The 12,652-nt window shown below is 69.0% G+C and carries 12 protein-coding genes; 2 read left to right on the forward strand and 10 right to left on the reverse strand.

Going from position 1 to position 12,652, the window contains the following annotated elements:
- From ACWGI8_RS10960 to ACWGI8_RS10970, 3 genes are all read right to left on the reverse strand, one after another.
- Positions 1 to 642, reverse strand: a 642-nt coding sequence (locus tag ACWGI8_RS10960) for a hypothetical protein (RefSeq protein ID WP_453659836.1), incomplete at its 3' end; no start/stop codon positions are given.
- 370 nt (positions 643 to 1,012) lie between these two features.
- The gene (locus tag ACWGI8_RS10965) at positions 1,013 to 1,459 is read right to left on the reverse strand and encodes a hypothetical protein (RefSeq protein WP_453659837.1); all 447 of its coding nucleotides are present in this window, start codon (positions 1,457 to 1,459) and stop codon (positions 1,013 to 1,015) included.
- A 244-nt stretch (positions 1,460 to 1,703) separates the two neighbouring features.
- Positions 1,704 to 2,396, reverse strand: coding sequence for a hypothetical protein (locus tag ACWGI8_RS10970; protein ID WP_453659839.1), 693 nt, complete (start codon positions 2,394 to 2,396; stop codon positions 1,704 to 1,706).
- A 357-nt stretch (positions 2,397 to 2,753) separates the two neighbouring features.
- On the opposite strand from ACWGI8_RS10970, the gene ACWGI8_RS10975 reads away from it, so the two are divergent.
- Positions 2,754 to 2,897, forward strand: a complete 144-nt coding sequence (locus ACWGI8_RS10975) for a hypothetical protein (RefSeq protein WP_453659840.1) — start codon at positions 2,754 to 2,756, stop codon at positions 2,895 to 2,897.
- Positions 2,898 to 2,936: 39 nt separating this feature from the next.
- On the opposite strand, the gene ACWGI8_RS10980 is transcribed toward ACWGI8_RS10975, so the two are convergent.
- From ACWGI8_RS10980 to ACWGI8_RS11000, 5 genes are all read right to left on the reverse strand, one after another.
- Entirely contained in the window at positions 2,937 to 3,923 is a 987-nt protein-coding gene (locus ACWGI8_RS10980; protein ID WP_453659841.1) for a phosphotransferase family protein, read from the reverse strand.
- Positions 3,924 to 4,024: 101 nt separating this feature from the next.
- A complete protein-coding gene (locus tag ACWGI8_RS10985) occupies positions 4,025 to 4,471 on the reverse strand; it encodes a hypothetical protein (protein WP_453659842.1) in 447 nt (148 codons plus the stop codon).
- Entirely contained in the window at positions 4,468 to 6,600 is a 2,133-nt protein-coding gene (locus ACWGI8_RS10990) for a site-specific integrase (protein ID WP_453659844.1), read from the reverse strand. The genes ACWGI8_RS10985 and ACWGI8_RS10990 overlap by 4 nt, the downstream gene beginning before the upstream one ends.
- Positions 6,597 to 8,483 (reverse strand): hypothetical protein, encoded by a 1,887-nt coding sequence (locus tag ACWGI8_RS10995; protein WP_453659845.1) that lies wholly within the window; start codon positions 8,481 to 8,483, stop codon positions 6,597 to 6,599. Before ACWGI8_RS10995 ends, ACWGI8_RS10990 begins: the two co-directional genes overlap by 4 nt.
- Positions 8,480 to 9,898: a site-specific integrase gene (locus tag ACWGI8_RS11000; protein ID WP_453659846.1), complete on the reverse strand. Its 1,419-nt coding sequence runs from the start codon at positions 9,896 to 9,898 to the stop codon at positions 8,480 to 8,482. Before ACWGI8_RS11000 ends, ACWGI8_RS10995 begins: the two co-directional genes overlap by 4 nt.
- 311 nt (positions 9,899 to 10,209) lie before the next feature.
- Here ACWGI8_RS11000 and ACWGI8_RS11005 point away from each other — a divergent pair, with 311 nt between their 5' ends.
- Positions 10,210 to 10,473, forward strand: a complete 264-nt coding sequence (locus tag ACWGI8_RS11005; RefSeq protein ID WP_453659847.1) for a hypothetical protein — start codon at positions 10,210 to 10,212, stop codon at positions 10,471 to 10,473.
- A gap of 150 nt (positions 10,474 to 10,623) precedes the next feature.
- On the opposite strand, the gene ACWGI8_RS11010 is transcribed toward ACWGI8_RS11005, so the two are convergent.
- Complete coding sequence (locus ACWGI8_RS11010; RefSeq protein WP_453659849.1) at positions 10,624 to 11,676, reverse strand: transcriptional regulator; 1,053 nt, start codon at positions 11,674 to 11,676, stop codon at positions 10,624 to 10,626.
- Positions 11,677 to 12,123: 447 nt separating this feature from the next.
- On the reverse strand, positions 12,124 to 12,624 hold the full coding sequence (locus ACWGI8_RS11015; protein ID WP_453659851.1) for a nitroreductase family deazaflavin-dependent oxidoreductase: 501 nt from the start codon (positions 12,622 to 12,624) through the stop codon (positions 12,124 to 12,126).
- Positions 12,625 to 12,652: the final 28 nt, after the last annotated feature.

A 12,652-nucleotide genomic window follows, 5' to 3' on the forward strand; every position in this document is an offset into this window, starting at 1 on the left:
GGCCTGACACGGCTGGACCGCGTCCGTCGGCGCGGCCGCCGACCTGGTTCCAGTCGACCCGGTCCGCGTCACCGCCGCCGGAACTCGCGCCCGGGGAAGGGAGTACGCCACCTCGGGGCGGCCCACGGCCGCCAGGGCCAGCGCATCGGTCACCAGGGCATCGGTGGCCCGCGCTGCGTCGGTTTCAGAATGGGCGAAGCGCAGCGGTGCGCGATACGGATCCGACGTCCACTCCAGACTCACCGGGTATACGCGCCCGGCCCCGCCGTAGACCTCGGTGCGCGCTGGCAGCCGCCCGGCCAGAGCCCAGGAGACCTTGCCGGTCGGGATCAGGCAGAGCTCGGCCAGGTCGCGGAGCTCGGCCGCCAGGCGTTCCACGTCGATCCACGGCTCGGTGCGCCCGGAGGCGATCGAGACCACGATGACCGGCTTCGGCCGATCCTCGGCCAGCAGCCACTCGGCCAGTTCGACCGCCTGCGGGGCCGAGGTCAGCTGGTGGACGAGAACTCGCCACGCCGGGCCGCTGTGGATCTCCTCCCCGTCGCCGCGCGCCCGGATCGCGGGGACACAGGGGGGACCCATCCTGCCCCGGGCGGTCATGCCCTCCCGGGAGTGGTCGGCCAGCTGCTGTGCCTGTTTCATGGTGGTGCTTCCTTGTCGGCTTCGCCGGAGGGTTCCGGCCTCGCCTGTATGGCGGATCCCCCGCCGCCGTGCCGCGGCGTGGCGAGGAAGATCCACTGCCGTGTGGGTGCCGCGCAGTACCGCGCACTCCAGCTCGGCGTGACAGGCTTCGGATCAGCGCGTCTTGGTCGCGATATCCACCTCGCCATTCCCGCCCCTGCCCCCGCCGGGGCCGTTCTCCGCCGGGTGTCCGCCTTAAGGACCTTCACCTACGGGTACGCCCGCTGAGGCGTTCGGTCGGAGGCAGTGGGGGAACACGTCATGGCCGCGCGGTCGGCGGACCTCTGATGGGCCACCCGGGTCCGGGTGGCCCACCGCCCCCTGAGTGGGACTACTCAGAGGAGGTCTTGGCGATGCCGTGCAGTTCGATGGACACGAAAAACTCTCGCACCGCACAAAGCAGCATGAGGATGGCGCGGGGCAGCACAGCCATCAGGTGCTCGGTAGTGGGCAGGCAGTCGGGTGCCGCCACAATCATCTCTACCGAGGCGATCACCACTCCGTTGTCCCCGACGGTCAGCTGGGCGGCCTTGCACTTACGGGTGGTCTCGCCGCAGATGCGCTCCAGCTCCCCACGGGCGACGCCGTCATCGGTGGAGAAGAATCCGGGCAGCACCAAGCGGAGGTACTCCGGGTCGCCCTGATACAGGGGGATCAGAAAGTGGGTCGATCCGGTCTGGAAGTGGATCTTGTCGTCGGCGACCTGAACGTCTAGGCCCATGCGCTGCTGCAGGACCTCCTCGTAGCGGTCAGCCAGCTGCTGCATCTGGTGGTTCATGGGAGGCTTCCTTGTCGGTCTCGCCGGGCTGTTCCCGGCCTCACCTGTGGGGGCGAATCCCCCACTCGCGCGGCGCAGCCGGCGTAAGGACACCGCTGCGAGGTCACCGTGCAGGACCCCGCGCTCCAGCTCGGCGCGGCCGGCCGCGGAGAGGCGACGGAGCAGCGGGCCATCGGAGATATCCCCCCGGCCCATCCTGCCCCTGCCCCGCGGCCATTCGCCGTCGGCGTCCGCTCGATGTTCCTCACTTGTGGGGCACACCAGGGGCATCCGACCGGAGTCGGCGGAGGGCACCGTGGTGGCCGGGCGATCGGTGGAACCCTGGTGGGCCACCCAGGTCTGGGTGGCCCACCGTCCCTGGGTAGGGCTGCTTATGAGAGGTCTGGGTGGCGGCCACCAGGAACTCGTTCACGGCGTTCGCAAGGTCCTGTATGGCGCGGGACAGCACCACTTTCAGGTCCACCACGGTGGGCAGGCAGTCGGGTGGCGCCACGAACATCACCGCGGAGGTGGTCACCACCGCCTCACCGTCGTAGATGTCCAGCTGGGCGCCCCTGCACTTGCTGGTTACCTCGGCGCCGATGCGCTCCAGGTCCTCACAGGCCACACTGTCATCGGTGGTGAAGAATCCGAACAGCATCAGGGGGAAATACCCCTCGTCATCCTGGTACAGCGGGATATGGAAATCGACGGGTCCGATCTTGAAGCGGACCTCGTCTTCGGCGATGGCCCCGGCGCCGATAACGACCCGGGTGGCCAGGCTCATGCGCTGGTGCAGGGCCTCCTCGTAGAGATCAGCCAGCTGCGATATCTGGTTCATCATGGTGTCTTCCTCGTCGGCTTGCCGGAGATCCGGCCTCGCCTGTATGGCGGATCCCCCACCGAGGCACGGCGGGCGATCGCCGAGGTCCAGGAGCACGTCATGCAGCTCCTGCACGTTCTGGGCCGTCCCTAACATGGGCATCGCCGAGCGCTTCGCACGCGCCTACGGCTCCGACAGATTGTGTCCCGGACGCGGGACAACAGCACCGTTGCTGCCACAGGACCTCGCTTCCAACCTGAACAGGAACTTCCCCACTCGAACGACAACAGAGGAACGACCCCAACAGGACGGCGGGATAACGTGCGAGGTCCACGAAGTCGTGACCAGCTGCACGCTCTCGCTCGGTGAGCCCCGGCGGCGTTGGAGCACTTCGACGCGGCCGTGACAGGACGACCCGTACGACACCAGCACCGAGGCCCGCCTACCTCGCGCGGCAGGAGCCCCACCTCGCCATGGGCGACGGACGCCGCCGTGGAGATCGCCGAGCGGGCCATCGAGCAAGTCGGAGGGGCGGACTCCGCCCGCAGCAGCAACGCCCTCGCCGACCTGCGAGGACAGCTCGCCGCCCACCAGAACGCCCACTCCGTCGCCGACTTCCTCCAACTCACCGCGTAGCACGCACACGAGTCGAATCGTGCCTCTGGGGACGAAGCCTCAGCTCACGTCAGCAAGGACGTCCGCCATCGAGTCGTAGCTCGCGCGTACCCCTTCCTGATTGCCGAGGCGATACCGCTCAAGGCGGATCGCCCCGAGATGCCGGGCCTCGTAGACCTTCTGACGCCACAGGGCGTTCTCGGTCTGGTCCAAGGACCCGTAGGTCTCCCAGAACGCGGACCGCTCATCGGACTTGGCCCTGACCATGCGGATGGTCCAGTCGGCCGCCGGATCGCCCCACCACGTCCGATCGAAGTCGTACACCCCGGTGATCGTCGGCTCTGGCGCAGCGTGATCAAGCAACGCGTTGGGGACCCACAGGTCCCCTGCGAGCAAGCGTGGTTCGGTTATCTCGTCGAGGACGGACTGGTGTCGGCGTACAGCCGCAACGACCTTCCGCACGTCGGCTGTGTCGAGTCCGATGCCTTCCAGGTCGGCGGCGATGTCCTCCAAGGACGCGGCGACCGCCTCACTCCACGTGCCGTATGCGGGACCGGCAACCGGACCGAAGCAGGGGCTGCGGACGGCGTGCACGCGGCGGGCGATCTCGCCGAGCTGCCGGTAGAAGACTGGCCACGTCGACCGCGGGAACGTGCGGAGGTGTTCCGTCGCCGGAATGCCGTCGAGCAGCGACTGCACCATGTAGTCGCGGCTGATGACCTCGTGGGTGAAGTCCACCGCGATGAGGCGGGGCATGAGGGGCGCGAGCTCGGCGAGGTAGGGGATGCTGGCGTACTCGTTGCGCATCAAGGCCCGTTCCGAAGAGAACTGGCGATCCGGCTTCGGGGCGATCCTCAGGATCACCGGCCGCTCCTGGCCGGCAAGGGCGACGCGGAGGGTCGTGTTGTACATCCCGGTGCCGAGCTCGGCTGCGGAGAGCACCTTCGTGTCCATTCCGAAGACTCGCCGGCAGATTGCCTCGATCTCGTCAGCGGTCACGGGCTGCTGAAACGCCTCAGGCGCACGCGGGATCGGCCCGAACTCCATCAGCATCCTCCCTTGGCACGGCCTGCTGTAGCACCGTATCGCGGACGCTTGCGCGGGGATGGCCACGTCTCGCGCGTGCCAGCCGGGTGTGGTTCGAGCGGTCACCGGCGTCTTCGAGGCGAGGGGCGTGGCGAGCGTGCTCCAGGCAGGCGGGGCACCTGCTGTGCGGATTCGAGTTCGGCGCGGGCCTGTTCCAGTTCGAGTGACAGTTCAGCGGCGATGCGGACCAGTGCCGCGTTGCGTTCTCGTTCGGCGGCCAGCTCCGCCTTGGCGTCGGCGAGTTCCTCCTTCAGCACGGCGTTCTGCTCGGCGATCTTCTGAGCCGCGTCCGGTGTGAAGGACTGGGCCCTGGCCTTGGCCTGAAACTCTTCCACGAGCTCCTTGTGGTCGCCGTAGACGATGTCCCGGCGCAGGCCGCTTTCGGTGATGAGTTCGGTGCCGGTGAGCTTGCCGGTCGTCGACCGCAGCGGGGTGCCAGCCAGCAGGCGGGTGATGGCGGCCCGGACCGCCTCGCGTTCGGCGTCTCGGTCTCTGCGTCTGCGTGTCATGCCGCTTCACCGTCCCGTGGGACGGCGGGCCGCGTTGCCTCGTGGTCCTCGACGATCGCGCGGGCCCGCGCCGCCTGGGCGGCGGCGCGATCGCGTCGCGGCTTGGGGGCGAGCGGGTCGTGCGCCGTCGCGTCCCACTCGGCGATCTTGCTGCGGAGGTCGGCGATGTCGCGGTCGGTGTAGGCCAGGTTGGTGCACGAGCTTTGGCAGAACGACTCGTCCGGGCCGCTGTCCGCGGGCAGGCCCAGCGCGACCTTCTCCTTGCGGCACGCGGCCGTCTCCGCACGGTGGACGCAGGTCATGGCCTCGCCGTGGTGGATGTCCGGGTCGGCCTGGCTGAGCAGCCGCTCCACGCTGCGGACGGACCGCACCACGCGCCCGGAGAACGGTGCGACGCGGGCCAGCCGGGACTGGTACTCGGCGGCGGACGGTCCGCTGACGTGCTCGCCGTCCTGGATGCGGGTCCAGTCGTCCTCGTTCTGCTCCAGCACCATCTCCAGCTTCTCCACGGCCAGGTCCTCCAGCCAGGAGGTATCGCCTTCCCCGGCATAGCTCAGCGTGACTTTGGTGGAGACGTGCGCGTACTGCAGCGCGGCGGCGATCAGGCCGCGTGGCCGGCGCACGATGAAGTACGCCAGCGTCCTTCTGAACCTGGAGCCGTGCAGATGCTTGGTAGGATCCGGCGGGATGACCGGACCCGCACCCTCGGCGGCGAACGTGGCGTTGACCCAGCTCAGCAGGGTCTCCATGTCCCTGTTCATCTGCGCCGTCCGAGGAGCGAAGCGCATCGCCCGGTGCGAGGTCTTGATCAGGCCGGCCGGGAACAGCAGGTCGGCCCGGTGGAGGGATTCCAGCATGCCGATGGCATCGTGGACGGGCTGCACCGTCACCCAGGGGCGGTCCGGGTCGACGGGATCCAATGGAGTGCGGTCGTAGCCCTTTCCCCGGCGCCCTTGGATCAGCAGTTCGCCGGTCTCCTCGTCGGTGGCCCGGCAGCCGCGCCGCAGAGACAACACCTCTCCGGGGCGGGCACCTGTCAAGTAACAGATGACTACGAAAGACGCCGCGACCAGCACGCGGATCAGCCGGGGCAGCTCGGTGACGGTGATGGGCCGCTCACGCCACGGGCGACCGTCGACGCGGCCGGTGATGGTGCCCAGGTAGCAGTCGTCCGCGATGGAAACGCCGAACTGCTCGGCGAGGGCGCGCGCCTGGCGGCCGAGGTTTTCTCCTCGTCGAGTCTTCTCCAGTCCCACGAGACGTCCGAGATGGAACGAGCTGACCTTGCCAGGAATGCCGGGCTGGCCGGGCAGCACGTCGCCCGTCCTGGCCGCTTTCCTCACGAACAGCAGCAGGCGTTCCTTGGGCGGCAGCCCTTGGTAGACCGCTTGGCGGGGGTGGCGGCCGGATTCGAGGAGTTGGAGGTGTCTCCATGCCGCGCGGATGTCCGGTCCCAGGTCCTCCACGATGCGCAGCGACCAGTCCAGCAGGGCCTCCATCGTCGCCGCGGCGATCCTCGGCGTGGCGTTGAAGCGGCCTGGCGGCGGGAGTTCGACCAGGACCTTGATGGGCGCGTCCTGCCACGGTGCTGTGGTGTCCAGGCGGCAGTCGGCGGGCAGGTGCTCGCTGTAGGCCCACAGGGCTCGTACGGCGTTGAGCAGTTGGTATTTGGCGCCCTCGCTGACGGACAGTGCGCGCACGTGATCCAGGTAGGCGTCCAGGAGCGTGTCGTCGATCTCGCACAGTCGGGCGACGCCGTGATGCTCCAGCCAGATGGCGAAGGCGCGCAGCCGCATGAACCAGATCTTCACGGTGCCGCACCCGGCCTGGTCGTGAGTCTTCTGCCCGCTCATCACCACGGGGTGGGGGTGGTCCAGGGTCGCGAGGACGAAGCACTTGAACGCATCGGCCAGGGCGGGCGGGTAGCTCTTCCAGTGCAGGTTGATCGCGTCGATGTGGACGTCCGGGTGCGCCGGCGTCAGGGGCCACAGATCGTCGGCGAAGACGGCCATCTGCGATGCGGGAGTGCCAGGGTGTACCGGGCGGCTGCGCAGGACGACGGTGTCGCCGGCAGGCCACTCGATCTCGTGCGAGGGTGCGGGCGCGGTCACGGCGGCGCGCGACATCATCGAAGATCCATCCTTCCGTCCACGAGAGCGTCGACCATCTGCCGGTCCTGGTCCGTCAACTGGGTGCGGGCGTCGGCCTGGTCGGCATCGTTGTAGTGCGCGATGATGTCGCGCAGCTGGTCGAGGGGCTTGGCGAAGCGCACCCGCCACAGGCCGGGATCCACATGCGGGCGCAGCGCGGCGAGCCGGTCGTGTACCGCGAGCTGGACGGGCAGCTGATGCGGCAGCGCCCGCGCGTTCTCGCAGTCCAGACAGGCAAGGAACGACGCGGTGCAGGGCTGCCCAGGCGCGGTGTCCGGCCCGGCGAGGTGGTCGGTGCACCCGGTGACCGCCGTATCGCTCTTGCCCTCGATCAGCCGGCGGAGCGTCCCGGGCGCCAGGCCCGCCTCGGCGGCGGCAGTGGCCAGATCGGTACGGGCCTTGTCGACCAGCGCCGGAGTGATCACCGGAATCTGGCGGCGAAGACGGGCCTTGGCTACCTCCGCGCGCAGTGCGTCCCCCACCACGGTGCGGCTCTCGCGCTGCACATCGGGGCTGCGCTTGAGGTAGCAGTCGTTCATCGTGCGCCGGGTCTGCGCAACCGGACGGCGGCTGTGTTCGATGCCGGTCTGCCGGATCCGCCGCGCTTCCACGGGCGGCGGCCCACCGGGGGCAGCCTCGCCGGTAGGGAAGCCGTGCCGGACCGCCCACTTGCCGATGTAGGACGCGCGCACGCCCTGCGGCCACCGGTCTGCAGCACTGCCCTTCGAATTGAAACCGCTCAGCGCCAGCGTGTGATCACCATGGCGCCGTGAGACCACGGTCAGATCCAGCAGAAGCTGGTACACCCGCACCGGTGAGCGAAACACGGGCAGATCGCCGTCCGGCTCCTTCAGCACATCCTCCAGGCTGGACGGCAGGTCCTCCACAGGCGTGATCATGTGCTCGCGGTCCGGTCCACGCCGCGGTTTGACGGCCTCCACCAGCGCAACGCCGCCAGTGGAGAACCCTCCGTCCGGCCGGTAGTGCACGGCGGGCCAGGCCGCCACGGTGCCGAAGTTCTCCGTCGTCAAGGCGGTCAGCAGCAACGCGAACGCCGTCAGCTCGGGCACGGTCAGACACAAGCGCGGGCCGATGCCCGTCACACCACCCCAGCGCCCCGCCGCAGCCGTCACCGTGCCGCTGGGGTAGCGCGGCAGATCCCCGGTCCGCTCGAAGTGGTCCAGCAGCGATCCGAGCGTGAAGTCCTCGCTGTCCGCGGGGAGTTCACTGGCACGGAAACGCTCCAGCAGCGCCCGCCCTGCACGGATCCGGTCCCGAGCCCGGCACACATCGCCGCGAACCCGGGTCATGATCGCCTGCATCTCCTCGTCCGTGTAGGCCAGCGTCGCCTGCCGGCCGTCGTACTCCGGGAGTTTCTGCGCGAAGAGCTCGGCACGCGACGCCTCGGGCAGCTCTTGATCGTCACGCAGCAGCGCCCGCAGCGTCTCCAGGTATGTGCGCTGTGAACGGACACGCCCGCAGAACTCCCACAGCCCCCGCATGTGCACCGCGGTGACCTCGCCGGGGCTCACGGGCGCGGGATCAAGGGTGGTGAAGTACCGGGCGATCAGCGTCGCCGCCGTGTATACGGTGCCGGCCCCAGCGAGCCGGGTGACACCGGACCGTGGAGACGTCCGCCGGGTGAAGGCGCGCGCCAGCCATTGCTGGATCCCGAGTTCGATCTCGACCAGGTCCCCGTTCCTGTCCCGGATGTTGCCGAAGTCGAAGACCCGCTCGGCATCCCCGGACTGCGCCAGGAACCGCACCACGGCGCCGTCGCCCTCCGCCAGCAGCCGCTCCGGGGGCTGCCACCCCGCGGGCGGCTGAGACGCCTTCCGGCCGCCCCGTGATCGCGCGCTCACGCCGGCCCCGCCCCCTCTCCAGTCCTCGCCGCAGCACCGACCGGCAGCAGGGTCCGGCCCCCGGCGCGCGCGACCGTGCGGATCAGCGCGTCGACGGCCGGCTGCTCGTCCTCGTCCAGGAGCGCCATCAGGTAGTCGACCTGCAGCGCGGTGAACGGCTCCAGGTACACGCTCTTGGTGACCTCCGGATCGTCGTGCCCCAGCAGCGTGGACAGCGCGTACCAGATGCCGCCGAACTGTTCGCGCAGGTCAGCCAGTCCCTCGGCAGTGAATCCCTCCATGGACGGCTGCCACACCAGCGACAGCACCGAGAACCACTTCAGGGCGAAGGAGTGGCGGCACATGTGGGGCCGGGCCCACAGCGGGCACTGCTCCTTGCGGCGCTTCCGCTCCTCGTCTACCAGTTCCGGCGCGGTCCACTGCACCCACTTCTCGGCGATCCGCTCGTTCGCTGCCTGGAAGGTGTCCTCCCAGCCCTCGGGCTTCTTCGGCATCCCGGACGGCGCCAGCCACAGCGACAGCGGCTCCAGCCCGTGCTCGGTGCGGCGGAACAGCAGCCGCCGCTCATCGGGCGCGATCGCGTCCAGCGACAGCAGGCTCTCCGGTGCCCCCTCGATGCGCAGTGTGCGGGAGCGGGCGTTGTAGCCGGTCACCACCCGCGCGTACGGCAGCCGCTCGTACCGACCGGTGCGCTGGGCCCGCCGGATCGCCTCCGTCCGCGAGCCCTCCAGCGGATCGCAGTAGCTCTCGATGTCCTTCAGCACCCGGCGCGGGATCCGGTACGTCCGCCCCTCCTTCTTCGTCCCCTTGATGCACGCCGCCGCCAGCCACGCCTTCGGCAAGCGGCCCTCCGCCCGCAAGGGGATCTCCACGTCCAGGACGCTCGCCCACTCCTGCAGCCTGAGCCCAGTTCCGTAGAGCCCGTCGACGAACACCGCGTCGCGGTCCTCGTTCACCCCGCGCCAGCCCGGAATCCGCAGCCCGTCGAATCCGTAGCCGCGCAGCCCGATGTCCCGCCACTGCTCGAAGGCGGCCCGCAGCATCCACTTGATCTGCCGCCGCCGGGCGCCCGTGGGCCGAAGCCCGTCACGCGAGCGCCGTCCGCCGTCCGGGCCGATCTCCTCGTCCTGGCGCTCGTCCTCCTCGGCGGTCGGGACGCTCGGGACGGGGTTCGCCAACGCGTATGCGCCAGAGGCCCAGGTGTAGAAGGTGTTCAGCGCGGAGCGGTCGGTGTCGAAGCTCCCCGGCTTGACGCGCTCGGGGTTCCGTACGTCTGTCAGGCGCCAGTCCTTGAACGCCTCCACGTCCCGCGGCGTCGCCTCGGTCCAGTGGCGGCCGACGGCGTCGAGGAAGTTCAGCCACACCACCAGGGCCATCGCGTAACGCCGCCAAGTCCTCGGCTTCCGACCCGTCATGGGACTGACGCGGAAGAACAAGTTCAGGCGAGGGTCCGGCAGCACCCTGGTCGGCGGGATGATGATCGGGGTACCGTGCCGAGCCCCGTTCCGGGAAGCTCGCTCGTGAAGGTCACCGAAGGCCGCGAGTTCCTCGTCGGCCAGGCCGGGTGGGGGCTTAAGGAAGTCGTAGAACTCGACTCTCCACCCGTCATCGTTCTCCTCGTCCAAGTCCCCTCCGGAGCCGTTGAATCCGACAACTCCAGGGAGCCTAGTGAAGGACCGTCAACGCGCTGCTCGCTCCAGAGGCAGCCTCGCCAACCATTACGGGCGTGCTCGACTTCGACCGCGCGTGGTTCGGAGATCCGGCAGCTGACTGGACGATCCGCATGGCGACGGCCAAGGCGGACGAGCGGAACGCATTCTGGGAGTCCTACGGCGCCCAGGACCGTTCGCCCGAGGCGGTGTGGCGAGCGGGAGTCTACGAAGCCCGGCACCTGGGTGCGATCCGCCTGGAGCGATATCGGCTTGGCAAGACCGAAGCGGTTCAGGAGAGCTACGGAGCGATGGCTGAGGTGCTTGCCGGCCTCACGTGAGCTGGCCCGTTCGAAGGCTCAACGCGGACGCGGACCTGGCGGAGAACACGTCGGCCCGCGCCTCGATCTCCTCGGCTTCTGCGCCGGTGACCGCAAGTCGACTGGGTCAGCCGGAGCTGCCGGGCGTTCAGCACCCGACGCCGGTAACGGTCAGGCAGCGACAGCGCCCGTGCGCACAGCGAAATCCCTAAAGCCCGGCAGGTGCTGAGAGGAATACAGCATGTCAGCGGTGGAGGCGCGCATGGCGGGGCGACGCATTTCTTCGGGGGCGATGCGGTCCATGGCGCGCATCGCGCTGTAGGCGCGACGGTCGTCGCCAATGTGGCGCCACATTCGGATGGTCTCGGTCAAATAGCGGGCGAGGCGTTCTGTGCTCGACAGGCCCGTGGGGTCGACCTGTCGAGCGTACTGAATCGCTTCGTCAGGGGTTCCGAGCGCATTGTGGACGCTGATGCGGTACATGGCGCACTCATTGGGACTAGCGGCGATGGTGAGGAGGCCCAAGTGGCCATTGCCAGTGGGGATTCGTGAGGCTGTTTCGTCCGCCTCGTCGAGGAGTTGGAGCGCGTGGCTGCGCTGGCGACCGGAAGCAGCGGTGTACGCGGCGGTCAGCAGGAGGCAGGTCTGCGCGGCAAGGGCTGACGGCGGAGAGGCGCTCTTCGGACCCTTGGTGGCGACGTCACTCGCGGTCCGCGAGAGGAAGTCGACCGCGACCGCACTTCGGCCGGCGCGCCGCATGGTGATGGCCACGACACGAGCGGCTTCGCTGATGACCTGGGGGTCACCGCTGCTGCGCGCGGCGGAGAGTGCGCGATCCGCGGTCACCCAGGCAACTTCGGAGTGTTCCTTGACTGCCAGCTCGGTGGCCAGCACGTAGGAGCGAGCGATACATGCGTGGGCGCGCTCTCGGCGGTGGCCCGAGAGGGAGTCCCGGGTCGCCTCCGCAGTGGCGATCAGTCCGGGCAGTGCCGTGCCGAGAGCTGCGTAGCGGGCACCGGTGAAGGCACCGCGGGCCGTCCTCAGCGCGGCGGCGATGTCGGGCAGCGCTGCAGGCTGGGCCGGTACGGGCTCGAACAAGACGCGCTCAAGGCCCTCGGTCGGGTCAACGGAGCTGCCTGTCGCAGCGGCCGGTGAGGCGGCGCTGCTGGCCAGGAGCCCGAGGCTGATGCCCAGGGCGCCGGTCATCATTTCGCGGCGTCGCACATCGTCCTCCTGTGCCGACTCGGGTCCCTGGCTCACCCCTAGGCGGTGTCTTCAAATGTCACGCCCACATCAGGAGCGACGAAGGGTGACGGCTGCTTGGTAGGACCCGACGGTCTTGTCGTAGCGGGTGGCAATGCCTCCTGTCCTTTCAGGAGATCGCCAACTGCGAAGGAATGAGCCTGGCCACCGTGCGCCTCGCCTTCCTCAAGAACAACCTCCGGCCGCCCGCCCGGGCCTTTCCGACGCTGGCTCTAAACAGAGGCGGGCGGCATGGATGACCCTGCGTAGAGCCACTTTGGAGCGCACCGTCCCAACGACGCGCAACAGAACTCGACCTTCGACGAAACGAGCTCACTTGCCGCCGATAGGACGCATCAGGGCGGTCGTCCACGCCGCAAGACGCGTAGGAAACGCCGGACGCCGACGCCTCTGCCGAACAGCCAGCGGCTACCTCGGCTCGAGGATGACGACCGGGATCTCCCGGTCGGTCCAAGTTTGGTACTTGTCGTAGTCGGCATACATGTCGACGAGCCGAGGCCACAGCTCAGCCCTCTCCTGTGGTGTCGCCACCCGCGCCCGAACGGGCCGGGCGCCTTCGCCGCGCAGGTGCACGCGAGTGTCGGGATTGGCCTTCAGGTTCCCGAACCACTGCGGGTTCTTGGGCATGCCACCCTGCGAAGCGACGACAACCAGATTCGCGCCGTCCGTCAGGAACAGCACCGGCGTCGTGAACCCCCTGCCCGACTTGCGGCCGATGTGCTCCAGCAGGAGCGTCGGCACCGGTTTCTTGAAGCCGGCGCCCACGCGAAACTTCGAGCCGATGCGCCCATTGGTCCGCTTGAAGACCTCGACGTGCGCCCTCGACACCGCCCTGAGGATCTTCTTGGTGAGCGGTGAGTCCAGTCGGCCGAGGCCCCGGGTGGCGCCTGTGGTTTTGGAGCGGTTCATGGCGTTCTCCTGAGGTCGGACGGTCTCG

The sequence above is a fragment of the Streptomyces sp. NPDC054841 genome (assembly GCF_053611045.1).

Coding starts and splice junctions, on each gene's coding strand:
- ACWGI8_RS10985 (WP_453659842.1), bottom strand. CDS start 4,471: ATGACACGCAGACGCAGAGACCGAGACGCCGAACGCGAGGCGGTCCGG.
- ACWGI8_RS10990 (WP_453659844.1), bottom strand. CDS start 6,600: ATGATGTCGCGCGCCGCCGTGACCGCGCCCGCACCCTCGCACGAGATC.
- ACWGI8_RS11015 (WP_453659851.1), bottom strand. CDS start 12,624: ATGAACCGCTCCAAAACCACAGGCGCCACCCGGGGCCTCGGCCGACTG.
- ACWGI8_RS11000 (WP_453659846.1), bottom strand. CDS start 9,898: ATGACGGGTCGGAAGCCGAGGACTTGGCGGCGTTACGCGATGGCCCTG.
- ACWGI8_RS10980 (WP_453659841.1), bottom strand. CDS start 3,923: ATGGAGTTCGGGCCGATCCCGCGTGCGCCTGAGGCGTTTCAGCAGCCC.
- ACWGI8_RS10965 (WP_453659837.1), bottom strand. CDS start 1,459: ATGAACCACCAGATGCAGCAGCTGGCTGACCGCTACGAGGAGGTCCTG.